Consider the following 24523-nt stretch of genomic DNA (forward strand, 5'->3'; position numbering starts at 1 on the left):
GCCGTTCGTGCCGGGCACGAACGGCTCCACCTCACGCGTGGCACTCCAGCAGGGTCTCGGCGGATCCGCCGTACGCGCTCGGGTCCACTTTGGAACAGTGCTGCTGGATCCACTCCTGGCGGCCCTTGTCGTCACGGCCACCACCGCGAGGACCACCGCGTTCACCGGGACTGAGCACGAACTTCAGCTTGCCGGAGCTCACCCACTCCTGCAGCTGGCCGACCGACGGCGCGTTGTCCGAACCGGAGAACCCGCCCATGCCGATCACCACCTCGTCCGAGCCCATGATGTACGGCGCGGCCGCCTGCGCCGGACCCGAGACGGCGAGCGTGATCTCGGCACCGCCGCTGTTCTCCTTGGCGTAGTTGAGGATTCGGCGTTGCTCCTCGGTCAGCTCACCGCGGTTGCCGCCCATCCCCGGCATCATGCCGATCTGCGGACGGTTCTGCCGGCCGTTCGGCTGAGCGCCGGGAGGCGGGCCACCACCCAGCGGCATCATCGGCCCGGCGGCGGGCATCACGCCGTTGCCGGTGGCCCTGGCAGCGGTCGCGGCCGACCACACCGCGGGCGTCAGCAGCACCGCGACCAGCGCGGCCACCAGGCCCGCCCGGCGCAGGCCCGCCAGCAGCCCGATGATCGCAACCACGGCGACCCCGAGCACGGCCCACCGCGTCCACCCGTGCCAGGCGGTGTCGCGGGAGACCACGGCGAACGCCCACGCTGCGGTGATCGCGACCGACAGCGGCAGCAGGAAGCGCACGCGGCTCCTGGCCCGCCAGAACATCATCAGCCCCGCGGCGCTGATCGCGGCGATCGCGGGCGCCAGCATCGTCGTGTAGTAGGGATGGAAGATGCCCCTGGCGAAGCTGAACACCGCCGCCGCGACCAGCAGCCAGCCGCCCCACATGAACCAGCCCGCCCGTTCGGGGGCGTTGCCGGGAATCCCCGCCCGCCGTCGCAGGACCCCCGCGACGGCGACAGCGGCCAGCACGAGCAGCGACAACGGCAGCAGCCACGAGATCTGCCCGCCGACCGCCGCGTCGAACATGCGGGCCGGACCGGCCTGGCCGCCGAACATCGCGCCTGGACCCGTCTCGACGCCGTTGGGCCCGTAGAACATCATCTCCGGCTGCTGGCCGCTGCCTCCTCCCCGGTTGCCGCTGCCGCCGAACACCCGGCCGAGGCCGTTGTAGCCGATGATCAGATCCCACGCGCTGCCGTCCGTGCTGCCCCCGATGTACGGCTTGGACCCCGGCCACCAGGCGTGCAGCGCCACCCACCAGAACGACGACGCCACCAGCACCGCAGCCGCGGCCAGCAGGTCGAGGATCCGCCGCTTCACCGGCGCGGACACCCCTACCAGATAAGCCAGCGCGAACGCCGGCACCACGATCCAGGCCTGCAGCATCTTGGTCAGGAACCCGCAGCCGATGAAGAACGCGCACCACAACAGCCACTTCGTCCGAGTACGACTCTCTTCGGCACGCACTGACCGCGTGAACGCATAGGCCGCGGCCACGAGCAGCAACACCAGCAACGTGTCGGGGTTGTTGTCCCGGTTGATCGCCACGGTGATCGGCGTCAGTGCCAGGATCAACGCGGCGAGCAACGCCACCTTCTCGTCGGCCCACAACCGGACCGTGCGGTGCAACAGGAACACCGCCGCCACTCCTTCGATCACCTGCGGCAGCAGCACGGCCCAGCCGTGGAACCCGAAGATCCACACGGCGACAGCCTGCGGCCACAACGCCATCGGCGGCTTGTCGACGGTCACCACACCCGCCGGGTCGAACGAGCCGAACAGGAAGTTGGTGAAACTCGTCGACATTGACTTCGCGGCAGCCGAGTAGTACGCGTTGCCGATCTGACCGGCGCCGATCGCCCACACGTACAGAACCCCTGCCACGAAGCAGATTCCTGCGAGCGCCCAGCGGGGCCAGCGAGAGGGGCGTGCGGGTTCCGGCGTGTCAGCGGGAGAGGCCACTTCTGCAGTGGCGGTCATGCGTGGTCCTTTCGGTCGTCCCGGCGGAACACCCAGCTCCGCAACAGGAAGAAACGCCCCACGGTGCCGATGGCCGACGAGCCGAGCAGCACCATCAGCTCCAGCGCGCGGGGAGGGTTGTGAGCGGCCGCGTGCAACACGAGCAGGGCGGCCGACGTGAACGCGTAGTAGAGGCCGAACACCACGAGGCCCTGCAGATGTGTCCTGCCACGGGCGGTGTTGCGGGCCGTGAAGGTGAAGCGGCGGTTGGCCTCCGTGTTGAAGAGAGTGGTGATCACCAGAGCGGCGAGGTTGGCGGTCAGCACCGGCCACCAGAGCCGGAAGACGCCGTACAGAGCCAGGTTCGCGAGCGTGGAGATCACGCCGATGACCGCGAACGACAGCATTTGCCAGGAGAGCCCGCCCTCGCTGCGGCTCAGTACGGCGTCGGGGTGGATGGCGCGGGGCTGCGGCCGGCGCGGCAGCCCGCGAACGAGCGCCGTGCCGTTGGCCTTGGCCCGCGCCACGCGGATCAGGCCCTTGATGTCGTCGATCGCGGTGCTGACGACGTCGACCCGGCTGTCCACGTCCTCCACCCAGTCCACCGGCACCTCGTGCACGCGCAAACCGTTGTGTTCGGCCAAAAGCAGCAGTTCGGTGTCGAAGAACCACGCCTCGTCGCGAGCCCGGTCGAGCAACGGCCGGACGACCTCTGTCCGCGCCGCCTTGAAGCCGCACTGGGCATCGCTGAACCGAGCTCCGTGCGTCAGCCGGATCAACGCGTTGTAGCCGCGGGAGACGAGCTCGCGCCGAGGCCCGCGAACCGTCCGCGAACCGGGCGCCAGCCGCGAGCCGATCGCGAGATCGGAGTGCCCGTTGAGCAGCGGTGCGACCAGCGGCAGCAACCCGTCCAGGCCGGTGGAGAGATCGACGTCCATGTACACGACGACGGCCGCCTCGCTGGCACCCCACGACTCCCGCAGGGCCAGTCCACGGCCCTTGCGGTCGAGGTGGTGCACGCGCACCCGCTCGTACCGCTCGGCCAGGTCCCTGGCCACCTCCAGGGTTCTGTCGATGCTGGCGTTGTCCACGACCACGATCGACCAGTCGAACGGGAACTGCTCCTCGAGAAAACCGTGCAGCACCTCGACGCAGCCGGGCAGAGCGCGTTCCTCGTTGTAGACGGGGATCATGATGTCGACCGTCCCCGTGGCCTGTGCGGTGCTCACCGCCATTGGTTCTCCGTTCCACTGTGGACGCAGCCGTGACCGCTGCACCACCGAGCGTGCTGACGCGGTCGTGAGAACGTCCTTGGCTTCTGCTGAGAGATTCGTGAGAGGCGGCGGTGTCACACAGCGGACTCACAGGCTTCGTCTCTACCGTCGTTGCCATGCGACTGCTCGTGGTGGACGACGACCCGGACGTGCGGGACAGCCTGCGGCGCAGTCTCGAGTTCGAGGGCTACGAGGTCACCACCGCCGCGGACGGGGCCGAGGCGTTGCGCCTTCTCACCGGCGTCGACCTCGCGATCCTCGACCTGATGATGCCGGGCGTCGACGGCTCGGAGGCCTGCCGGCGGCTGCGTGCGGCGGGAGAGCGGCTGCCCGTGCTGATGCTCACCGCCCGCGACGCGTTGGGCGACAGGGTCACCGGCCTGGACGCGGGCGCCGACGACTACCTGGTCAAGCCGTTCGCGCTGGAGGAGCTGCTGGCCCGCGTCCGCGCCCTGCTCAAGCAGAACCGTCAGCGGACCACCCCGGACCTGCTGCACTTCGCCGACCTGACCATGGATCCGCAGGCACGCGAGGTCACCAGGGCCGGCCGGCGGCTCGACCTGACCCCCACCGAGTTCGACCTGCTGGCGGTCTTCCTCGGCGATCCGGGGCGTCTGTTGACCAAGCAGTACCTCAAACACGCCGTGTGGGGCCACGACCAGGGCACCAACAACCTCGACGTGTACATCGGCTACCTGCGCCGCAAGACCGAGGCGGACGGCCGCTCCCGCCTGCTGCACACCGTGCGCGGCATGGGTTTCATCCTGCGCGAGCAGTCACCGTGAAGGCCCCGGTGTTGCTGCGCGGCAAACTCGCGTTGATCACCGCCTGCGTGGTGGCCGTGGCCATCGGCGGGATCAGCGTCGTCACCTGGCTCGTCACCGAGCACAACCTGCGCACCCAGCTGGACAAGTCGATGCTCGCGAGCCTGCCGGCGCCCGTCGTCGCACCACCGGCACCGGGGCTGAGACGGGAGTTCAAGCTGCGGTGCGACGTGGGCGTGCCCAGCGCGGGGTTGCAACAGGTCCTCCAGGGCATCCAGCTGCTGAAGCTGGACGGCAGCACGTGCGCACCGCCCGGCGTCGACCCGGCCGTCACCGCGCCCGGCGATGATCAGGCGAGCACGACGACGTTCCGCGACGGCCAGACCGCGTCGGGCACGCCGGTGCGGGTCCTGCTGGTACCGCTGGACAACGGCGACGTCCTGATCCTCAGCCGCAGCCTCGTCGAGATCGACGACACGCTGACCGCGCTGGCCGGCGTGCTGGTGGGCGTCGCGGTTCTCGGCACGCTGCTGGTCGCCGGGCTCGGCCTGTGGCTGACCCGCCGCGCGCTGGCCCCGATGGAGCGCCTCACCGAGACCGTCGAACACATCGCCCGCACCGAGGACCTCACCACCCCGGTCACCGTCTCCGGCCAGGACGAGGTCGGCAGACTCGGCCGCGCCTTCACGGCGATGACCCGGGCACTGGCCGAATCCCGCCGCCGCCAGCGAAATCTCGTCAACGACGCCGCCCACGAGCTCCGCACGCCGTTGACCAGCCTGCGCACCAACATCGACCTGCTGGTGCGCAGCGAACGGACGGGTCGTGAGCTGCCGCAGCGCGGCGACGTCCTCGACCGTCTGCAGGCGCAGAGCCAGGAGTTCAGCGACCTGGTCACCGAGCTCGTCGTGCTCGCCCGCGACGACCGCGAGCTCGCCCGCGAGCCCGTCGAGGTCGCCGAGGTGATCGACCGCGCGGTGAAACGCGCCCGCAGCCGTGCCCACGACCACGTCTTCGACGTCGACCGCTCGCCGTGGCGGACCACCGGCGACGCGGCCGCGCTCGAACGCAGTGTGCTGAACCTCCTGGACAACGCGGTGAAGTTCGCCCCGGCGGGTTCCACCATCACCGTCCGCTCCCGGCCGGGCTGGCTCACCGTGACCGACGAGGGTCCCGGATTGCCGGTGGAGCACCGGGAAGTGGCGTTCGAACGGTTCTGGCGTGCCCCAGATGCCCGCGGCCTTCCCGGTTCCGGTCTGGGACTCGCGATCGTGGCGGACATCGTCGCGGTGCACGGGGGTTCCGCGCGGTTCGTGCCGAACGGGCGGGGTGCCTCGGTTCGCCTCAACCTGCCGACGATCGTCGGTGGTTGACGCGGGCGGCTCTGCACCACGGTGGTGGTATGGACCGCACACACCGGCGCCCTGCCCTGCTGATCACCGCGCTGTTATCGGTCGCGATGATCACCGCCGGCAACTCAGCCGCTTCCCCTGACCAGCCAACACATCCGTGGCAGTTCGACCACTGGCCGCAGCAGCAGCCCTGGCAGCAGACCAGGGACGCGGCTCGCGTGGCGGCACTCCCCGGGTTCCCCGGCCCCGTCGACCCGCAGAACTGGGTCAACCCCGACCACATGACGTGGGAACGGGACTACAAGAAGATCCCCGGCACGAACTGGGCAGACCCGTCGGTGCGCGGTTCGGTGCGCAACTTCAAGGGCGCGCTGGTCCTTCTGGACTACCCGAACCAGCCGTTCGTCGTCACGCAGCCCAGGAACTCCACGGTGTTCGGCAACCCGAGCGCCGAGGCCAACGGTGTTCCCCGCGACCGGGTCGCGCAGTTCTACCAGGACTTCCTCAACAAGCCGAACGGCCTCAACCGCGGCCACACCGTGCACGAGTACTGGATGGAGACCTCCGGCGGGCGCTACGGCGTCGAGCTGAAGGCGTTCGGCCCGTACACGATGCCGGGCAAGGACCACGAGTACGCCATGGAGTTCCAGGGTGGCACCGGCTGCCCGGCCGGTGACTTGTGCAACCGCAACATCCGCACCGACGGCCGTGCCGCGTGGGTCGCTGATGTCGGTTCGGAAGTGCCCGCGGGCTACGACTTCATCTACTACCTGTCGGCTGGCCAGGACGAGTCCGGCACGTGGCAGGAGTTCGGGATGATGAAGTTCCGGACCAAGGAGGACGTCACCGACGACTTCGGCCCGCCGGACCCGGCGCTGCCGAACTGGTCGCGCACCCGTTACGTCGACTGGACGTCGTGGGCGGCGGGTTCGTCGATCTGGCCCAACGCGGGCGGCGGTTCGTCCACCCAGGCAGAGAGTTCGGGCCAGGGCGTGTACGCACACGAGCTGAGCCACATCCTCGGCATCGGCGACAACTACAACAACCCGTACGGCAGCCCGCCGCGCCGCGACTACAGCGGCCCGTGGGACATGCTGTCGCGCGGCTCGTTCAACGGTCCGGGCGGCCCGCACTCGCGCTGGGCGATCCCCGCCACCGGTGGCGGATCCCTGGGCGCGCAACAAACCCTGCGCAACAAGATCAAGCTCGGCATCGTCGACGAGCGCAACGTGCTGCGCCTGTCCAGGGAAGCGCTCGCCGGCTCCGGCACGGTGATCGCGAAGATCACCGCCCGCGAGGTCAACCCCGGCACGAACGGCCTGACGGGCATCAACCTGGCGTTGGGCACAGGTGACAAGTCACCCGCGTGCAACGTCACGACCAACCCGTTCTGCGACGGCGGCGGCTACAACAACTACACGCTCGAAGTCGTGGACAGGATGGGTGCCGACTCGTTCACGCCGGACGCGGGTGTGTTGCTGGCCAAGACGAAGAACCAGGACGCGGCACCGTTCACGTGGGTGATCGACGCCAACCCGCAGGACATCGGCATGACCGACTACGTCCTGCCCGACGGCACCAGGGTGCCCATCACGGTCGGCGACTACCGGCAGCTGTCGGACGCCCTGTTCCACGCGGGCACGAACTCGGGCAGCGAGTACGAGTACGTCGACGCGGCCAACCGCCTGCACTTCTACGTGCTGGACGTGCAACGCGACGCGCGCGGCATCTTGTCCTACACGGTGGCGATCCGGTCGCTCGACGGCGCGGGCCCGCAGCAGCGGGGTGTGCGGGTCGGCCCTGCCGCGGCTCGCGTCGACGGCTCCGGCGTCGCGACGTGCCGCTTCCCGCTGACCAACACCGGTCGCACCGCGCCTCCGGCGGGTCAGCACCCCGAGCCCGTCGACCAGTACCTCGACGGTGACGTGTACCGCGTGACGGCGAAGGCGGAGAACGGCTGGTCCGTCTCGGTGCCGAACTCGTTGGCCACGGCCAAGTTCGGCGGCCGCGTCGATGTTCCGGTGCACGCGCAGCGCACCGGTGGGCCGGTGATGTCGAAGGTGACTCTCACGGCCACGTCGGAGAGCAACCCGGCCAAGACCGCGACCGCCACCTGCACGGTGACCGGGCGCTAACGGTTCCGGAGGCGCACCTAGACCGACTCGTCCAGGTGCGCCTCCCACACCTCGTGGGCCTCCGTGTGCGAAGTCGTACCGACGAAGAACGCCTCGGCCAGCGCGTCGAACTCCGGGTCGTCGCAGTCCGCGTTCATGAACTTGGGCTTGTGCACCGCGAACCCGCACGGGTCGTCGGCCGTGCGGTAGGGCACTGCCAGCTGCATGCTCTGCCGGTACGGGCCGTACTGCACGGCCTCGACGATCAACGCGTCCGTCTTGCCCTGGTCGAGGTGGACGTAACCGTCGGCCACCAGCACGGCGCCGATCCAGCTGGGGTCGCCGTCCGCCAGCGCGTCCTGCCCGGCGCGGACACCTTCCGCGTAGTCGTCGTACATCAGCCGGTCCATGCCGTACTCGCCGTCGGCGTGCAGGTAGCCGATCAGCGGGACGAGCGTCTCTCCCTCTGATACGCACCAGATTCCGTGTGCGGTGAAGAACCCGGCCAGCCGGGCTGTCTCGATCATGGCGGACACGATGCCAGGCACGCACGGCCCAAGTGTCCGGAATGGAGAATTCAGCGGGACCGAGCGGGCCTGCGACGCTGCTGTCGTTGCTGTGGAACGGGTCCGGAGGTCAGCATGACGAGACACGCCAGCAGCAGGATGGCGCCGCACGCCACCCACGTCAGCGTCCTGACCGCGGAAACCGCTGCGGGCACGCCGATGCCGAGCAGCAGCAACGGCATGCCCAGCGCGTAACAGATCCCGGCCGCGAACGTTCGCCCAGACCCATTGGCGAGCAGCGGAACCGCGGCGATGCCGGCGAGCACCGCGAACGCGAGCCAGGCGTACGTCAGTCCGGTGTGCAGTGCGATGGTGACGTCCAGGCCGCCCTTCGCCCGGATCGCGAGCTCCGTCTCCGCCTCGTGGCGGAACGCCACGGCGGCCCGTGTGCCCGCGGCTGCGGCTGTGATCACCAACGACGCGCCCAGAATCGTGCGACCGCGCCGGACCGGATCGACTCGTTTCCTGGTGTCCACGCACCCAGTCTGCGGGGTTTCGCGTGCGACTTCGCGTCGCACACGCCGAGGTGCACTCAGTAGTGGTACGGGATTCGCGCCATCGGTTCCACCAGCTCACGCTCCTCATAGGACAGATGTGAGAGCAGCGTGTCCGTGAGAACGTCGACGGCGTCCTGCAGGTCCACGATCCGCTTCGGGTCGCCGACGGTGGCGACGAGCGCGGCGTCGACGCGTTCGAGGACGTCGTGGATGACGTGGTGCTCCTCGGTCAGCCGGTCGAGCACCGGGCCGAGACGCTCATCTCCCCGCCGCAGCTGGGGGTAGAGCGACCTGTCCTCGTGCGTGTGGTGGATCGTCACCAGGCGGCAGTAGCTCTCGCAGTACGCGCCCATGGTCCAGTTGTTCTGGCGCATTGTCATCGTGTTGATTTCCGAACGGGCGTCGCCCACCGCGAGCGTGCCGTCAGCGACCTGCTTCACCAGTGACCGGACCTTGTTCAGCTCCTGCCGCAGGTGGTCGTGCACGTCGATCAGCTGTCGGCCGAGCGCACGGCCGGACGCGGTGTAGACGGCGTCCGCTTCGGGTGCCGGGCCGGTCGGGCGCTTCGACTCGTCCCACGGTCGTTCGGCCGAGAGCCGGGTGCCGTCGTCCGGCGTCGGGATCACGCCGAGCCGGTCAACGGCCGGTGCTTTTGGGCCTTTGCGCTCCTCTTCGACGATCTCGCGCACGGCTGGTGCGACCTCCTCGGCGAACCTGCGCACATCGTCGTCGCTGTTGACCATCAGGATGAACCCGCTGATGCCCTCGTTCAGCGCGAGCCCGGCGAGCTGCTCGGCGGTGAACGCGTCGTCGATGTTGTAGAGCCTGCGGATGTCCCTCGGTGACCGGCCCGCCTCTGCCGCGGCCCTGTCGATGATCGCGTTCATCCCGGCCAGCTGCTCCGGCGGCGCGTACGGGCTCGACGGCAGCCACCCGTCGCCGAGACGGCCGACCAGCCGCAGCATCCGCGGCTTGTACGCGCCGACCCAGATGCCGACGTCGTGCGCGGGGAACGGTCCGGGACGGGCGCCGTTGAGCGAGTAGTGCTTGCCCTGCAGGCGGATCCCGTGACCGGGTGTCCACAGTGTCCTGATCACCGCGATGGCCTCTTCGAGCGCCTCGACCGACTCGGCCGGGGTGCGGTGCGGCCCGTCCATGGCGGCGATGGCGTCCCAGAACGCCCCGGCGCCGAGCCCGAGCTCGACGCGTCCGCCGGTGATGACGTCGAGACTCGCGGCGGCACGCGCGAGCATCGCCGGGGGCCGCAACGGCAGGTTGGCGACGTTGGGAAAGACGCGGACGTTGGTCGTGGCCGCGGCGATTACCGACAACGACGTCCACGTGTCGAGGAACGTCGCGTTGTAGGGGTGGTCCTGGATGCTGACGAGCTCCAGCCCGAGCACGTCGGCGGTCTGCGCGAGCCGCAGCGTGGCGCCGAACTGGTCGGCTGCCGGTGGCAGGAACACCCCGAACTCCAGCGAGTGGCCGTAATCTGGCATGCAGAAAGTATGCCACACAGATGTTCTGTTCTACAGACGTTCTGTCGGGGCTATCATTGGCCGGGTGACCGCCCTCGACGACGACTTCGGCTGGACCCTCGGCGTGATCTTCCGCGCCTACGTCAAGGCGACGAACGTGGCGGTCGGCGACCTGCCGGGCGGCCACCGCGGCTACCAGATCCTCACCGCCGCCACCCGTGACCAGCCCGAAAGCCAGTCCGCGCTCTGCCAGCAGCTGGGCATCGACCGCACGGTCATGACCTACCTGCTCGACGACCTCGAACGCGCCTCGCTGGTGACCCGCCGCCCCGCACCGGCCGACCGCCGCACGCGCCTGGTCGTGGCGACGGAGACCGGCCGCGCCCGCCTGGCCGACCTCGACCGGCGGCTGGCCATGGCCGAGGCGCACGTGCTGGCCGGGCTGGCTCCTGACGAGCAGGCCGCGCTGAAGTCGTTGCTCTCCAAGCTCGCCGTGCACGCCAACGCCGCCGATCCGGTGGACAACGCCTGCCAGGCCCTGCAGGACATCGCCGCCGGCACACCATGATCTCGCTCAGGAGCCTTTTGCCGGTCCTGGCGGTCGTTGCCACCTCCACGACCGCGTCGGCCTGCGGCGCCTTCTGCACCGGCACGGCACTCGAAGCCCGTCCGGCGTCCGGCACGCCGTTGACCCTGGAAGCCGTGCTGACCTCCGACGGTTCACCCGTCGCCGGCGGCCGCGTGGCGTTCTACACGCGAGCCACCGGCCCGACCGGCGGCGAGGAGGGGCGTTTGATCGCGCAGGCCACGACCGATTCGTCCGGCGTGGCACGGCACGTGGTGCAGAGCGGCGAGCAGGCCCTGGCCTACGAGGGCGCGATGCTGAACGGCTACCAGGCCACGTTCGACAACCTCGACGAGTTGAACGGCGTGCGCTACTGCTCGTCGTCGGCCGACGGAAGTCTCCGCGGCTAGCCGAGCACGGCGTTGAGCAACCCGGCACTGCCGAAGATCAGCACCAGCGTGGCGAACAGCCACCCCGCCCGGGCCCCGAGCAGGCGGGCGCTGGGCTGTTGCTGCCCGCGTGCCCTGACGGTGAGCGCATCCGCGCGCAGCACGCAGGCCAGGGCGCCGAGCCAGATCAAGAAGACCAGCAGGAACACCCGGTGGCCGAAGACGCCCGCCGCCAGCAGTCCGACGAGGATCGGTGTGAAGGCCGCGATCCACAGCCGGCGAGTACCCATGGGGCCGATCGTAGGTCCTGGTCAGGCCAGACCCTGGGGGAACGCGAACACTCGGTCCGGGTCGTACCTGCACGCGACGGCCTTGAGGCGGCCGAGGTTGCGGCCGTAGTAGGTGCGCTGCCAGTTCGGCATCTGCGGATCGAGGTAGTTGACGTAGCCGGTCTCGCCGAACATCCGGCCCAGCTCGTCGCGGGCGGTGCCCATCGCCTTGCGGGCAGCGGTTTCGCCGGCGGCGAGGGAGACCTCGACCTGGATGCTGCCGATCGCGTCGCGGTGCGGGTACGCCGTGGACGGACCGTCAGCGATGGCGCCACCCACAGCGTCGATCATGTTGTAGGAGTTGGGGGTTGCGCGGAAGAGCTCCGCCAGGGCCTGAGGGTCGGAGATCGGGCGGAACAGCATGCGCGAGGTCGCGACGTACTCACCGCGGGGCTGCCCGCCGCCACCGCCGCCCCAGCTCGGCTGGCAGGACCTGTCGGCGATGGAGCACCACGCGAACTCCTCCATCGCGGCGAGGAAGGTCTTCTCGGTCTCGCTCCGCCGCGTCGGCTGCGAGCCGACGCGGCGGACCAGGTCGTCGATCAGCGGCTTCGCGTGTGCGGCGGTGCCGATGAAGCACCCGTGGATGCTCGGCGACGAGTCCGGCCCACCGCCGACTCCGAAGCTGGTGGTCATCGCCCGCGGCGCCCGCGCCTGCCAGCGCGGCCACGCGTCCAGCAGCGCGGGCAGTGCCGCGGGGGCGAACTTGAGCCGGAACGTCGTCATGGTCCGCGCGGGCTCGGTGCGGAACGTGAACCGGGTGACGATGCCGAAGTTGCCGCCACCGCCGCCGCGCAACGCCCAGAACAGATCCGCGTGCTCCGTCGGGCTGACGACGCGGTGCACGCCGTCCGGCGTGACGATCGTGGCCTTGATCAGCCGATCACAGGTGAGACCCATCTGCCGCCCGGTCATGCCGATGCCGCCGCCGAGCGTGAGCCCGGAGATGCCGACCGTCGCGCACGTGCCCGCGGGCATCATCCGCCCGGCCGACGCGAGTGCCTGGTAGAGGTCGATGAGGAGGACTCCGGCATCCACGTCGGCGGTGCCGTCGGGGTGGATCTCGATCCGGTTGAGGCCGCGGACGTCCACGACGAGCGCGCCGTCCGCCGTGGAGTAGCCGGGGTAGCTGTGCCCGCCGCACCTGGCGACGATGCGACTGTCCGAGCGCCGGGCTTCTTCGAGACAGCGCTGGACGTCCGCCACCGAGGTCACCCTGGCGATCGCGCTCGGCCGCTGGTGGTCGTACATCGGGAAGTAGCCCAGCTTGGCCTCGGCGTAGCCGGCGTCCCCCGGCCGGATCCAGCGCACGTCCATCGGGGACATTCCGGTGAGCGTGACCGCCGACAACGTTCCAAGACCGGCTGCTTTGAAAAACGATCTACGGCGCACGTCGAATGTCCTTTCTCGGGGAATGGAACGGGAATGTAGGGCAGTGGCGCTGGAGTGAACAACCCCCCAATTCGACCGGTAGTTCAGATGTGTGAACTCCTTGACGACGCGACGCGGTTTCCGTCAAAGTCTGGCCACTCCGGCCTTCGACATATTCGGGAATTGCCATGTCTCATGTCTTCTCTCGCCGCGCCGCACTCGCCGCCGCGGCCACAATGGCGACCACCGCCGCGATCCGGCCCGCGAACGCGACACCGGCGGGGCCACTGCTGCCAACGGGAAAGCAACACCGGATCCGGTCGGGCAGGCAGAGCCTGGTCGTGGCGGAAGTGGGTGCGGCCCTGCGGTCGTGGACCGTGGACGGCCAGGAGATGCTGCTGTCCCACCCGGCCGACTCGATGGGCGACAGCCACCTGGGCAAGATCCTGCTGCCCTGGGTCGACCGGCTCGACGGCGGCAAGTACACCTTCGGCGGCACCATCCACGAAACGCCGATCAGCGAGCACTGGAGCAAGTGCGCGATCCACGGCCTGATGGGCTTCCTGCCGTGGACCGCCACCAGGCACGAACGGGACCGGCTGGTGCTGAGCTGCGTGCTCTACCCGCAGTACGGCTACCCGTTCACCCTGCGGTTCCGGGTCGAGTACGTGCTGAGCCGCGCCGGTCTGCGGGTCTCGGTGACCGCGGTCAACGCCGGGCGGCAGCCCGCGCCGCTGAGCAGTGGCTACCACCCTTACTTCCGGGTCGGCCCGACCATCGACGAGGCCTCGCTGATGCTGGCCGCCGACACCAAGCTGATCTTGGACAAGCGCCTGATCCCGATCGGCCGGGCACCGGTCGCGGGCACGCCGGACGACTTCCGGACCTCCAAGGTCCTCGGCGCCACCAAGATCGACGCCTGCTACACCGACCTGTTGCGCCCTCGGCAGGACAGCGCGGTGGCCTCGCTCACCGGGCCGGACGGCAGGCAGGTCGAGCTGTGGGTGGACGACTCGCACAGGTACCTGCTCATCTACACCGACGAGTACCCGGCAGGCCGTCCGCCGCGCACCGGCATCGCCATTGAACCGGTCACCGCCGCACCCAATGCGTTCAACAGCGGTGACGGCCTCATCGTGCTCGAACCCGGAAAGTCCTACACCGGTTTCTGGGGAGTGCGGACGAACCTGCTCTGATCCTCCAGAAATGAGGATTGCCCTTTAGTGCCGTCTCACTACGAGCAGGCAATTGTGCGAGTGCCGGGAAGAGCAATTGTCTCAATTGGTGTTGCGAGTGGTGCACACCTTCAGGACCGTCCCGCGTGCGGGCGCGGAGGTGAGGAGCGCTGACCCGTTCCGGTAGAACTCTCCCGATTCCACCGCCCTGTTTACGGCAAACGCTATGGTGCGGCGGGGGGAGTCATATGTCCGGATACGAGGTGGACATCGCCGCGCTGCGGCGGCGCGGGTGATCTCGGAGTCGACGCCCGCGCGGATTCGCGGCGCCCAGATGCTCGGCATGATGCCCGATGGCACCGAGATGTACGAGCACTGCTGGAAGAACACCGGTGAGCCCAAGGAGTTCGACTACGAGAAGGCGTACCGCGACGACTCGGGCACGCGGCCGCGGAGGAGCTCATCCGCAACGGCAACACCAACTTCCCGATGACCGGGCAGGCCTCCGTCGCGCAGCCGTGCCCGACCACCGAGAACTGGCAGAAAGCCGTTGGCGGGTACCAGGTCTGGAGCCACCGAGAGCAAGATCGACGAACTGAAGTCCGCCTACGCGCCGGAGAGCACCGGAAAGTCACCGGAGTTCGTCCAAGGGCTGCGCGCCGAGCTGCCCACCGGCACGTTCCTGACCAGCGACCGCCTCGACCAGGCCTTCAGTCACGACAAGTGGTTCGCCAAGGCCTATCTCGTCCCGGACCGCCGCGCCCTCGTGCTCGTCGCCACCGGAACCTGAGCTGACGAACGCAGCCGGGCCAGAGCAGAAGCCCTGCTGCAGCGCGCTGGTGTGCCTCATCGCCTGAACCGCCCGAAACCGCGCGGCGTTCGAACGTGCAGGATTGTTGGTCCACCTTCTGCCCTGCACCTGCGTGTCGCGTCGCGTGCCGGAAACGCTGAGGGCGCTTGCGGCCAAGAAGGGGTGTCCGTGGCGGCCGGCTCCCTTGCCTCGCCACTTCACCGCTGGAGGAACGATGAGGGTGAGGCAGCGAGATGCCTGCCGTGGAGCCGTCGCGGTCGCGTTGACCGCAGGGCTCATCGCCACGGCGACACCTGTCGCCGTCGCCGAGGAACCTTCGACGGGTTCTGGAGAACGCGACCACAGCGTCACACTGGTCACCGGTGACCGGCTGAGGGTCGACGGTGACCGGGTCGTCGGGTACGCGCCGGGGCCAGGCCGGTCGAATGTGCCGTTGCACAAATACGAGGAGAACGGTCACCAGTTCGCGATCCCCGGTGATGCGGAACCGTTGGTGTTGAGCGGGAAGCTCGATCGGCGGTTGTTCGACGTGACGTCGTTGGTGGATTTCGGTTACGACGACTCCAAGCGTGACACCGTGCCCGTGATCGTGCGTTCGGCGGCGGGCGTGCGATCGGGCGGTGTGCCGGCCATGTCCGTGCGGCAGGGCATCGAGGCGCTGGGTGCGGTCAGCGGTGATGTTCCGAAGTCGGGCAGCGCCTGGGATGCCTTGCGCCAGGGTGTCGTCGAGAAGGTGTGGCTGGATGGCAGGCGCCAGGTGTCGGTGGACCGCAGCACCAGGCAGATCGGCGCGGACAGGGCGTGGGAGGCCGGTTTCACCGGAAAGGGCGTGAAGGTCGCGGTGCTCGACACGGGGGTGGACGAGAAGCACCCCGACCTCGTCGGCAAGCAGGTCGCGGAGAGGAACTTCTCCGGCGCGCCGGACCTCACCGACGTGGATGGTCATGGCACGCACGTCGCGTCGACGATCGCGAGCAAGGGGGAGAAGTACCGCGGTGTCGCGCCGGACGCGCAGATCCTCGACGGCAAGGTGCTCGACGACAACGGGGGCGGCGCCGAGTCCTGGATCCTCGCCGGAATGCAGTGGGCGGTGGACCAGGGCGCGCACGTGATCAACATGAGCCTGGGCGGCATGGACACCCCGCAGGTCGACCCGATCGAGGAGGCGTTGGATCGGCTTTCGCGCGCGAGCGGTGCGTTGTTCGTCGTGGCGGCGGGCAACAGCGGACCGGGCGCGGGCACGATCGGTTCGCCCGGCAGCGCCGAGCAGGCGCTGACCGTCGGTGCGGTGAACCGCGATGACACCATCGCCTCGTTCTCCAGCCGAGGCCCGTCCGCGGACGGTGGGGTGAAGCCGGACGTCACCGCGCCCGGTGTCGGCATCGTCGCCGCGAAAGCCGGGACGTCCGACCACGTCGCGATGTCCGGGACGTCGATGGCGACCCCGCACGTGGCAGGTGTTGCGGCGTTGCTCAAGCAGCAGCACCCGGACTGGCCTGGGCAGCGGATCAAGGCGCAGATGGCGGCGTCGGCGAAGGCGAATCCGGACCTCGGGCTGTTCGACCAGGGCAACGGCCGGGTCGACGTGCCGAAGTCCTTGACGCAGCAGGTGATCGTCGAGCCGAGCAACCTGAACCTCGGTCTGCGGCAATGGCCGCACGACGACGACCAGAAGGTGGTCCGCCAACTCACCTACCGCAACTCGGGCGCGGCACCGGTGACATTCGACCTGAACGTGGACGTCAACGGACCCGGCGGCAAAGCACCCGAGGGCATGTTCACGCTGTCCAGCAACAAGGTCACCGTCCCGGCGGGCGGCGCGGTCGAGGTGACGCTCATCGCGGACACCGCGGTCCACGCGCCCGACGGCACCTACAGCGGCTTGGTGAGCACGTCCACCGGAACCCGCACGTTGGTCGCCATCAACCGCGAGGTCGAGAGCTACGACGCCCCGTTCACCGTGCTGGACGCAGGCGGCCAGCCGACCACCGGCTACAAGACCACCTTCATCAACACCGGTACAGGCCACAGGTACGACGCGATCGGGCAGCTCGGCACGCGGCAGCTGCGGCTGCCCAAAGGCGACTACCTGGTGCGGACTCTGATCGACATGGGTGACGAGAGGTTCGCCTACGTCGTGCGCCCGAGCTTCCAGCCCGCGGATGGGACCGCGCTCACGTTCGACGCCAGAACCGCGAAACCGGTCGTGCTGAGGACTCCGGATCCGAACGCCAAGAGCGGGACCGGCTCGATCTCGTTCGTCCGCAACCTGCCGGGCGGCAGGTACTACGACGGCTGGTTCTTCCCCTCCCTGGCCGGCCACCTGTGGACCGCTCAGCTCGGACCCGGCTCGCCGGACTTCTCCACCACGATCGCGGAGCAGTTCGCCGGTACACCCCGCGATGCGAACACGCCGGTGACCTACCGTCTCATGTGGACGGAACGGGGGCGGGTGCCGACCGGGTACGAGCGGACCGCCGAGCCGGCCGAACTGGCCGAGATGACCGTCGGCTTCCGCGACGAGGGACCCGGCAATCTCTACATCGTCGGGGCGGAGCCGATCGCGGACAACGGCGCGGGCGGTGAGGTTCTCAACACCCGGGTTCCGGCAGGCGGGCGCGCGGTCGAGCTGGTGACTGCGTCGGGTGTCCAGTGGTCCTGGAACTACGAACGCACGCACGAGCAACGTGGTTTCCAGTACTTGTCCGGCACGCCGTTCCGCACCGTGCAGGCGGGGCAGAAGTACGAGCTGACGCTGGGCACCCCCGTGCTGGGACCGTCCGTGCCGAGGGTCGAGTACCGCACATTCGCCCGTCTCGGGGACGACATGACGATCGGGGCGCCGCTCTTCACCGACAGCAACGGCGGGCGCTCCCACAGCGCGACCACGGCTGCGCGGATCACGTTGTCCAGGGACGGCACGAAGATCGGTGAGGCGACCGGGCGCAGCCGCTCGCTCTTCACCGTCCCGCCGGGTGAAGGCGCCTACCGGGCGGAGATGGAGCAGACCCGCGACGCCGAGCTGTCGTCGAAGGTCAGTGCGGTGTGGACGTTCAAGTCGCGGCGCACCACGAAGCTCACCGCGTTGGCGCAAACCGTTGTGAGGTTCCTGCCCGAACTGGACGGCAACGGCACCGCGCACGGCCGGACGTTGCTGGTGCCGCTGAAGATCGAACAGCAGGCGGGCACGCCGAAGCTGCGGCAGCTCGCGGTCGAGCTGTCGTTCGACGACGGCAGGACGTGGCGGCAGGCGCCGGTGGTCGGCGGCAAAGCGCTGGTGCGGCACGAAAAGGGCGCACAGTTCGCAACGCTGCGGGCGAGGACGACCGACGCGGCCGGCAACACCGGTGACGTGACGATCACGCGCGCGTACCGGATCGCCGGCTGACCTGGAAGACCCATGGCCTTCGGGCGGTGCGGCCGCAGGGACTGCTGACCCTGCGGCCGCGTTCGGAGGTCAGGCGGGCGGGACGCTGATCGGTTGGGGGCACTGACCGCCACGGGTCGTCAGCAACTCGAAGTGCCACATCTCGTGGGCGTATGCCTGGCACAGCCCGTAGTCCGCTCCGTGCCGGATGAGCCAGTCGGCGGCATTGGTCGGACCGATGTCGATCGCGGTCCCCGTCACGTGCTTCGACTTCTCCGGTGTCTGCACCCAGCGCCGGGCTTCCTTCTCACTGCGGTACCGGGCGACGGCGTCGTCCAGGAGACGCTGCTGGTACTGCGCGCTGCGCCACCCCGACGTCACCTTCAGCTCCACCTTCTGCGCTTGGGCGTCCACCGCGGCCTCCCGTACCGCCGCCAGCAGCGCCGGGTCGAGGTTCGCGATGGCGGCGTGCTCGTTGTCGTTCAACGAGATGCTCTCGTTGTCCGGGATGCTGCCGTCTCCGGGAACGCGCGCCGACGAGCTGACAGACGGTGCCACGCTCGGTACGGGCTCCGGCGCGCAAGCCACCGCCACGAGGACGAGCGCAGCGACGACGAGCGACCGAAGCGCTTTGCCGTCGAGATTTCGATGCATCGCTGTCACGGTTCGACAATGCAGGGGCAACGTCGTCGGATCGTGCGCGAAATGTGCGCGTTGTGCCACGAGATGTCGACAGATACAGGCCGCTACCCGTCCTGCGGCGCCAAGGCCGCGGCAAAGCGCGTCGCGACCGCCGCGACCGCGGCCCGCAGCTCGTCCCCACCCTCGACACGTACCAGCGCCCGTGGCGGACCACGACGGCCCACGGGTCCACCTCTGTCTTCCACGTGTTGCCGGTCTCGCTCCGGTACGCGATCAGCACCCGATGCCTGGCTGCGACGGCGGCGACGAGTGCGCTGGTGATGGCGGGGTCCGGGCGGGCCGAATGCGGTCGGGCGTGGCTGTGGCGTGCTCGCGCAGGGTGGCGGCCTGCCGGCCGACGTTCTCGGGCAGCGCCTGGATGACCTTGTCGAGGGCCGTGCCGACCGGGTCGTCGGCTTCGGTGGCGGACGGCTGGCCGTCGAGCACCGCCATGACCAGCCCCAGCGCCTCGGCCTGGGTGAACACGATCGGCGGCAGCCGCGTTCCGCGCCGCAGCCGGTACCCGCCGTGCGGCCCTCGGCTCGACTCGACCTTGGCGCAAGCGCCGGGCCGGGGTCAGGTGATCGCTCGTGATCAGGCGATCCCGATTCCGATTCCGCCGAGTCATGGCGGTGTGGTGTGAGCTCCGTGGTAGATCCGGTCCCGGAACCCTCGACATCGTTTCTGTCCTAATAGCGCTTCGTTATGTAGACCTGAGCTGCAGGTTCGCCGTTGGGATCGACTGGAGGCGTGCATCTTGCTCGGCTGGAGGTCGGCGCCTATCCGACTCGATCATGAAGATTGCACTCTCATGGCGCGGCAAGAGCACTCGGTGGTGCGTCCAGATGCGAGTGCCGGGCGGACGAAGTGTTCTGCCACAACCATGTTCCGCTTGGTGGTGAGCATCAACAGGTTCGGAGAAGCGAACCTCGCCGGTCCAAATGACTGCTGGATTCCTTGGCGGAGCAGCTGCTCCCCGGCATTCCTTTCGCGGTCGCGCTGCACGACGGTTGTCGGACCGTGTCGCTGTCGTGACATTTTATCGTTCTTTGTGGTGGTGTTCGGACTCCGCTGTGATCAACGATTCTGTGCACTGCACTGCACTGCACTGCGATGTGGGCGTTTCCCCATGCGGGTGACCGTGACCCGTTGAGATTAACGGGACAGACTGACACCCGTTGTGGTGGCCAGTAGGGAACGTGGGCATGCACCGCTACGTGCAGTGATGATGCTCCCGGTCTTCTGGATGAGAAGACGCCACTTTCTGGTTCGTCTGTGCTTTTCGTGTCGCAGCTGAGCGTCTCGCGACGATAGTGTCTCGCGCCGAGGCCGGGGTCCGGCCCTCGTTTCTTCTCCTTCCGAGTGTCGGTCCGGTCGTTCTTCGTGATTGCGCGTGTGCGATGACGTCCACGTTCCACGCTTATCCACCATGAAAGAGGAACTCCACCCATGCATGTCTGGGCTCGACGTGGCCTGAAGTCCGCGTTGATCACGGGCGGAATGCTGGTGCTCGGCACCGGCATCGCTTCCGCCGAGGAACAGGTCAATCCGGACCTGGCACCGTCGCCTCTGGACGGTGGTGCAAGCGTGCCGATCCGCGTCGGCAACATCGGGGTCGGTACCCCGATCGAGCAGGTGCACGTCCCGGTGATCATTGACACCGTGGTCACCACCGACGACCTCCTCCGCGACGTGAGCGGTGAGACCGCGCCGCTGCTGCGCGGCAACGTGGTGGCGCCGAACGTCTCGGTGCCGGTCGACGTCTCGGGCTGGGCCGTGGGCGCGGCCGGTGACTCGCACGTGGTGAACGAGTCGCACCAGGTGCACCAGCAGGGCGGCCCCATCACGACCAGCGGCAGTGGCGAGCCCGTCGCGGGCAACGTCGTCGCGGCGCCGATCACGGCGCCGGTGATGGTCACCGGTCTCGCGCTCGGCACGCTGTCCGACGCCACGGTGGAGAACCACGCCACGCAGGAGAGCGTCACGGGTGGCGCGATCACGACGTCAGGTGACCACACCGCGGCCTCCGGCAACATCGTCGCCGTTCAGGGCGCGGTTCCCGTCGCGGTCAACAACACCGGCGCCGGCTGGGGCGGTACCGGCACGGCGCACGGTGAGACCGTCCAGCACGCGAGCTCGCCCGGCAAGCTGACCACCGACGGCACCGAGGGTGTCGTCTCCGGCACCGCCGCGGGTGCCCCGGTGGCCTTGCCCGTCCAGGTCGACGGCACGGCGGCCGGCTGGGGCGGGATCGGGAACTCGGTGTCGCACAACACGGTTCTCGCGGATGCGGGCACCGACAACGCCGGCCGGGCCACCGACTCGTACGCGACCACTGGTGGTGAGGGCTCGGTCGTCGGCGGCACTGTGTTCACCCCGCAGGTCGCCGGTCCGGTCGCGGTGAACTGCACCTCCGGCGCGTGGGGCGGCATCACCGACGCGAAGTGCGTCAACGACCTCCAGTCCGAGGCCGGTGGCGGCGCGACCACCGACGGCGACGGTTCCCTGGCGGGGGGCTGGGTCGGTGAGGCTCCGGTCTCCACGCCGGTAAACGTCCTCGGCACCGCCGGTGCCTGGGGCGGCGAGTCCTTCGCCACCTCCGCGAACCACGTCACCTCGGCCGCGGGCGGCGACGTCGTCACTGGCGGCGACGACTCGGCGGCGGCCGGCACGGTCCTGCACCCGCAGGTCGCCGGTCCGGTCGCGGTGAACTGCACCACCGGCCCGTGGGGTGGTATCACCGGATCCGAGTGCACCAACGACTACGACTCCGTCGCCGGTGGTGGCGACAAGACCGGCGGTGCCGACTCGCTCGTCGGCGGCACCGTGGCCGACGCCCCGGTCAGCCTGCCCGCCACCGGTTTCAACACCGCGGCGGCGTGGGGCGGCCTGTCCGACTCGGTCGGTGTGAACACCGTCAAGTCCGCGGCGGGCGGTGACGTCGTCACCAGCGGCGAGAACTCGGTCGTCGGTGGCACGCTCGCGCACCCGCAGACCGCGACGCCGGTTTCCGTGCACTGCAACACCGGTGCATGGGGTGGCATCACCTCCAGCACCTGCGTCGACGAGGTCACGTCCGACTCGGGCGGCGGCGACGTCAGCAACGGTGACGGCTCGGTCGGCGGTGGCACCATCGCCAACGTGCCGGTCGGCCTGCCGGTGCAGGTCGCGCACATCGCCGGCGACTGGGGCGGCATCTCCAGGGCGACCGGTGTGAACACCGTGGACGCCGAGGCCGGCGGCAACACCTACAACCACGGTGACAACTCCGTGGTCGGTGGCAACGTCATCGGTGGCCAGGCCGCGGGTGCGGCCGACGTGCTCGGCATCGCGGCCGCGTGGGGCGGTATCCCGACCGCGATCGGCAGCAACACCGAGAAGGTCGCTTCCGGTGGCGACATCGACACCTCCGGCAACGGCGCGGTCGGCAGCGGCAACATCGTGAACCCGGTGCCGGTGGCCGTGGCCGAGGTGTACGGCATCGCGGGCGCCTGGGGCGGCATCCCCACCTCCATCTACAAGGAGGACAAGTCCGTCACCGCCGGCGGTGACAACAACACCGTCGACGACGGCGGCGTGGTCTCCAGCAACATCGTGACCGCTCCGGTGGCTCCGGTGGCGCAGGTGTTCAACATCGCCGGCGCGTGGGGCGGCCACCCGACCAGCCACGTCGACTCGCACACCGACGTCGACGCCGGCGGCGACAACCTCGCGTCCGGTGCGGTGGGCGCCGTCAGTGGCAATGTCGCCGAGGTTCCCGGCGCGCTGCCGGTGCAGGTCAACGCCATCTCCGCCACGTGGGGCGGCAACGGCGAGGCCCTGGGCCACAACCTCACCGACGTCGACGCGGGCGGCCAGACCGACACCAACGGCGACAGCGGTGCCATCAGCGGCAACGTGGCCGAGGTTCCAGTTGGCGGTGCAGGTGCGGTGACCGGCTGGGCGGTCTCGTGGATCGGCAACGTCGAGACCAAGGCCGACAACGACGTCACCTCGCACGCGGGTGGTCCGGTCAACACCTCCGGCGTCAACGGTGCCATCGCCGGCGACGTGATCGCAGCGCAGGCGCAGCCGCTGGCCCAGGTGTTCGGCAACACGATCACGGCGATGGCCAACGGCACCGCGGAGACCGAGAACGTCACCGACATCGCCGCGGGTGGCCCGATCACCACCGACGGTACGGGTGGTGCGGTGTCCGGTGACATCGTCTCCGCCGAGGCGCAGGCCATGCCGCAGATCTTCGGCCTGGCCGTCTCCGCCATCGGTTCGGCGACCAACGGGGTCGTCAACGACCTGACGGCGAAGACCGGTGGCGACGAGACCGCAGTCGGCGACGGCAGCGCCCTCAACGGCGCGATCGTGGACGTCCCCGTTGCGGCTGACCCGGAGGTCTTCGGCTGGGGCGTCGGTGCCCTGTCGCACGTGGACAACACCACTCTCAGCGTGGTGGACAGCGACGTCAGCGGCACCCCGGCCGCCGCATCGCCGCTGCAGATCCCGGTGGGTCTGGTCCCGCAGGTCAAGGACCTGACGCTGCCGGTGATGGCGACCGTGTCGAACCACGTCGCCGATGTCACCGACGTGCAGGTGGGCACGGTTCCGGCCTCGGTGATCCCGATCGACCTCGGCGGCGACGGGCCTGCCACCGCGCGGAGCAACGACTCCGCGCCGCTGATGTCCGACCCCAGCGGCATGAGCTCCCTGTCCGGTGCTGTCCCCGCGGTCGCGGGCAAGACCGCCGACGCGACCGGCAAGGTCGGCGCCACCACCGGTGGTGTCCCCGGCGTGCTCGGAGACGCCGTCGACAAGTGATGCACGTGTCCACACCGGACTTGATCCTCTGTGGACGTTGACAGGAGCGTGAGGGGATAAGAGGTTCACTTCTCACGCTCCTCCCGACCGGAAGGCCGCTCACCGATCACGGTGAGCGGCCTTCCGTCTGCATGGGGGATTCCAGTCACCCGGCTGGGGTATGGCAGAGCGGTCCGATTGCGAGCAACGGCGTCCGGTGACAGGTTGTCCGTTCATCACACTGGTGACGGTTCATCCGGTGGCGGCAGATCGCGATGGAAAGGACCGGCCGATATGGCTCATGTCCGGACGCGGACCGGCGGCCTCGCCCGGTTCGCTGCGCTCAACACCCGATGGCACAGGACCGCGCTGATCGCCTTTCTGGTGATCGTGCTGGGGCATTGGGCGGAACATGTCGCCCAGGCATTTCAGATCTACGCGCTGGGATGGCCGGTGCACGAGGCACGCGGACTGCTGGGGGTGGCTTTTCCGTGGCTGGTGCACTCCGAGGCGCTGCATTACGGCTATGCCCTCGTCATGCTGATCGGACTGATCGTCCTGCGACCCGGATTCACCGGCAGCGGCCGCAGCTGGTGGACCATTTCGCTGGGGGTCCAGGTCTGGCACCACTTCGAGCATCTGCTCCTGCTGCTCCAGGTCGTCACCGGTGTCCACCTGTCCGGCAGGTCCGCGCCCACGAGTATCGCCCAGCTCGTCGTGCCACGGGTGGAGCTTCACCTGTTCTACAACGCGATCGTCTTCCTCCCGATGGTCGTCGGGATGATGCTGCACATGTTCCCGTCCCCCGTCGACCGCGCCGCGATGCGTTGCGGCTGCGCCCTGCCCGCATGGCGCGGCATCGTTTGAGGGGAAAGAGATTGCTGTCACCACTCCGGGTGAATGTCCCGCTGCGGACGCGCGACCTCCGGACGCCTGCTGTTAGCTGTAGGCGGCCAACAGGAATGAACTTTAAAAAATAGTAGTACGAGGTTGCTTTTGATTCTTTGTGGCTGACCCG

At 69.1% G+C, this 24523-nt stretch carries 20 protein-coding genes; 11 read left to right on the plus strand and 9 right to left on the minus strand.

Annotated features, from left to right (window positions below; translation table 11 throughout):
* Window positions 1-31: 31 nt before the first annotated feature.
* Both C8D87_RS36930 and C8D87_RS36935 read right to left on the minus strand, forming a co-directional pair.
* A complete protein-coding gene (locus tag C8D87_RS36930) occupies window positions 32-1906 on the minus strand; it encodes an ArnT family glycosyltransferase (RefSeq protein ID WP_325049749.1) in 1875 nt (624 codons plus the stop codon).
* A 92-nt stretch (window positions 1907-1998) separates the two neighbouring features.
* Window positions 1999-3216: a bifunctional glycosyltransferase family 2/GtrA family protein gene (locus tag C8D87_RS36935; RefSeq protein ID WP_112230608.1), complete on the minus strand. Its 1218-nt coding sequence runs from the start codon at window positions 3214-3216 to the stop codon at window positions 1999-2001.
* Between the two features lie 155 nt (window positions 3217-3371).
* Between C8D87_RS36935 and C8D87_RS36940 the strand changes: the two genes are divergently transcribed.
* The 3 genes from C8D87_RS36940 to C8D87_RS36950 are packed head-to-tail and all read left to right on the plus strand — an operon-like array spanning window position 3372 to window position 7506.
* Complete coding sequence (locus C8D87_RS36940) at window positions 3372-4040, plus strand: response regulator transcription factor (protein WP_109635018.1); 669 nt, start codon at window positions 3372-3374, stop codon at window positions 4038-4040.
* Window positions 4037-5392 (plus strand): HAMP domain-containing sensor histidine kinase, encoded by a 1356-nt coding sequence (locus C8D87_RS36945; protein ID WP_233442471.1) that lies wholly within the window; start codon window positions 4037-4039, stop codon window positions 5390-5392. Before C8D87_RS36940 ends, C8D87_RS36945 begins: the two co-directional genes overlap by 4 nt.
* A 29-nt stretch (window positions 5393-5421) precedes the next feature.
* Window positions 5422-7506, plus strand: coding sequence for a M6 family metalloprotease domain-containing protein (locus C8D87_RS36950; RefSeq protein WP_112230610.1), 2085 nt, complete (start codon window positions 5422-5424; stop codon window positions 7504-7506).
* Between the two features lie 17 nt (window positions 7507-7523).
* Here the strand turns inward: C8D87_RS36950 and C8D87_RS36955 are convergent, their stop codons facing one another.
* Genes C8D87_RS36955 through C8D87_RS36965 form a run of 3 tightly spaced genes read right to left on the minus strand, consistent with a single transcriptional unit; the run spans window position 7524 to window position 10047 of the window.
* Window positions 7524-8012, minus strand: coding sequence for a hypothetical protein (locus C8D87_RS36955; protein ID WP_146771978.1), 489 nt, complete (start codon window positions 8010-8012; stop codon window positions 7524-7526).
* A gap of 50 nt (window positions 8013-8062) precedes the next feature.
* Complete coding sequence (locus C8D87_RS36960) at window positions 8063-8527, minus strand: hypothetical protein (protein ID WP_112230613.1); 465 nt, start codon at window positions 8525-8527, stop codon at window positions 8063-8065.
* Between the two features lie 56 nt (window positions 8528-8583).
* The gene (locus C8D87_RS36965; RefSeq protein ID WP_109635009.1) at window positions 8584-10047 is read right to left on the minus strand and encodes an LLM class flavin-dependent oxidoreductase; all 1464 of its coding nucleotides are present in this window, start codon (window positions 10045-10047) and stop codon (window positions 8584-8586) included.
* 64 nt (window positions 10048-10111) lie between these two features.
* Between C8D87_RS36965 and C8D87_RS36970 the strand changes: the two genes are divergently transcribed.
* A complete protein-coding gene (locus C8D87_RS36970; RefSeq protein WP_233442472.1) occupies window positions 10112-10594 on the plus strand; it encodes a MarR family winged helix-turn-helix transcriptional regulator in 483 nt (160 codons plus the stop codon).
* On the plus strand, window positions 10591-11001 hold the full coding sequence (locus C8D87_RS36975; protein ID WP_146771979.1) for a hypothetical protein: 411 nt from the start codon (window positions 10591-10593) through the stop codon (window positions 10999-11001). Before C8D87_RS36970 ends, C8D87_RS36975 begins: the two co-directional genes overlap by 4 nt.
* Here the strand turns inward: C8D87_RS36975 and C8D87_RS36980 are convergent.
* A complete protein-coding gene (locus C8D87_RS36980) occupies window positions 10998-11270 on the minus strand; it encodes a hypothetical protein (protein WP_112230619.1) in 273 nt (90 codons plus the stop codon). The genes C8D87_RS36975 and C8D87_RS36980 overlap by 4 nt on opposite strands.
* A 21-nt stretch (window positions 11271-11291) precedes the next feature.
* On the minus strand, window positions 11292-12635 hold the full coding sequence (locus C8D87_RS36985; protein WP_233442473.1) for an FAD-binding oxidoreductase: 1344 nt from the start codon (window positions 12633-12635) through the stop codon (window positions 11292-11294).
* Window positions 12636-12868: 233 nt separating this feature from the next.
* Here C8D87_RS36985 and C8D87_RS36990 point away from each other — a divergent pair, with 233 nt between their 5' ends.
* The 4 genes from C8D87_RS36990 to C8D87_RS37005 all read left to right on the plus strand — a co-directional run bounded on the left by C8D87_RS36990 (window position 12869) and on the right by C8D87_RS37005 (window position 18054).
* Window positions 12869-13876 (plus strand): aldose 1-epimerase family protein, encoded by a 1008-nt coding sequence (locus C8D87_RS36990; RefSeq protein ID WP_112230623.1) that lies wholly within the window; start codon window positions 12869-12871, stop codon window positions 13874-13876.
* A gap of 271 nt (window positions 13877-14147) precedes the next feature.
* Window positions 14148-14348, plus strand: a complete 201-nt coding sequence (locus C8D87_RS36995; protein WP_112230625.1) for a hypothetical protein — start codon at window positions 14148-14150, stop codon at window positions 14346-14348.
* Between the two features lie 57 nt (window positions 14349-14405).
* A complete protein-coding gene (locus tag C8D87_RS37000) occupies window positions 14406-14645 on the plus strand; it encodes a hypothetical protein (protein WP_112230627.1) in 240 nt (79 codons plus the stop codon).
* A 241-nt stretch (window positions 14646-14886) separates the two neighbouring features.
* Entirely contained in the window at window positions 14887-18054 is a 3168-nt protein-coding gene (locus tag C8D87_RS37005) for a S8 family peptidase (RefSeq protein WP_170166725.1), read from the plus strand.
* A 69-nt stretch (window positions 18055-18123) separates the two neighbouring features.
* Here the strand turns inward: C8D87_RS37005 and C8D87_RS37010 are convergent, their stop codons facing one another.
* A complete protein-coding gene (locus tag C8D87_RS37010) occupies window positions 18124-18687 on the minus strand; it encodes a M15 family metallopeptidase (protein ID WP_112230631.1) in 564 nt (187 codons plus the stop codon).
* A 261-nt stretch (window positions 18688-18948) separates the two neighbouring features.
* The gene (locus C8D87_RS47240) at window positions 18949-19200 is read right to left on the minus strand and encodes a hypothetical protein (RefSeq protein WP_215732597.1); all 252 of its coding nucleotides are present in this window, start codon (window positions 19198-19200) and stop codon (window positions 18949-18951) included.
* Between the two features lie 963 nt (window positions 19201-20163).
* Between C8D87_RS47240 and C8D87_RS37020 the strand changes: the two genes are divergently transcribed.
* Both C8D87_RS37020 and C8D87_RS37025 read left to right on the plus strand, forming a co-directional pair.
* Window positions 20164-23526 carry a beta strand repeat-containing protein gene (locus C8D87_RS37020; RefSeq protein ID WP_146231482.1) on the plus strand — a complete coding sequence of 1121 codons (3363 nt, stop codon included), beginning with the start codon at window positions 20164-20166 and terminating at the stop codon, window positions 23524-23526.
* A 273-nt stretch (window positions 23527-23799) separates the two neighbouring features.
* A complete protein-coding gene (locus C8D87_RS37025) occupies window positions 23800-24372 on the plus strand; it encodes a hypothetical protein (RefSeq protein ID WP_112230633.1) in 573 nt (190 codons plus the stop codon).
* The last annotated feature ends 151 nt before the right edge of the window (window positions 24373-24523 follow it).

This window comes from Lentzea atacamensis (genome assembly GCF_003269295.1).
GTDB lineage: Bacteria > Actinomycetota > Actinomycetes > Mycobacteriales > Pseudonocardiaceae > Lentzea > Lentzea atacamensis.

What these genes read in the sequence shown, in the direction of transcription:
- C8D87_RS36940 (WP_109635018.1), top strand. Translation starts at nt 3,372, where the DNA reads ATGCGACTGCTCGTGGTGGACGACGACCCGGACGTGCGGGACAGCCTG.
- C8D87_RS36990 (WP_112230623.1), top strand. Translation starts at nt 12,869, where the DNA reads ATGTCTCATGTCTTCTCTCGCCGCGCCGCACTCGCCGCCGCGGCCACA.
- C8D87_RS37010 (WP_112230631.1), bottom strand. Translation starts at nt 18,687, where the DNA reads ATGCATCGAAATCTCGACGGCAAAGCGCTTCGGTCGCTCGTCGTCGCT.
- C8D87_RS36935 (WP_112230608.1), bottom strand. Translation starts at nt 3,216, where the DNA reads ATGGCGGTGAGCACCGCACAGGCCACGGGGACGGTCGACATCATGATC.
- C8D87_RS36980 (WP_112230619.1), bottom strand. Translation starts at nt 11,270, where the DNA reads ATGGGTACTCGCCGGCTGTGGATCGCGGCCTTCACACCGATCCTCGTC.
- C8D87_RS36955 (WP_146771978.1), bottom strand. Translation starts at nt 8,012, where the DNA reads ATGATCGAGACAGCCCGGCTGGCCGGGTTCTTCACCGCACACGGAATC.
- C8D87_RS37020 (WP_146231482.1), top strand. Translation starts at nt 20,164, where the DNA reads ATGCATGTCTGGGCTCGACGTGGCCTGAAGTCCGCGTTGATCACGGGC.
- C8D87_RS36965 (WP_109635009.1), bottom strand. Translation starts at nt 10,047, where the DNA reads ATGCCAGATTACGGCCACTCGCTGGAGTTCGGGGTGTTCCTGCCACCG.
- C8D87_RS36975 (WP_146771979.1), top strand. Translation starts at nt 10,591, where the DNA reads ATGATCTCGCTCAGGAGCCTTTTGCCGGTCCTGGCGGTCGTTGCCACC.
- C8D87_RS36950 (WP_112230610.1), top strand. Translation starts at nt 5,422, where the DNA reads ATGGACCGCACACACCGGCGCCCTGCCCTGCTGATCACCGCGCTGTTA.
- C8D87_RS37025 (WP_112230633.1), top strand. Translation starts at nt 23,800, where the DNA reads ATGGCTCATGTCCGGACGCGGACCGGCGGCCTCGCCCGGTTCGCTGCG.
- C8D87_RS36985 (WP_233442473.1), bottom strand. Translation starts at nt 12,635, where the DNA reads ATGTCCCCGATGGACGTGCGCTGGATCCGGCCGGGGGACGCCGGCTAC.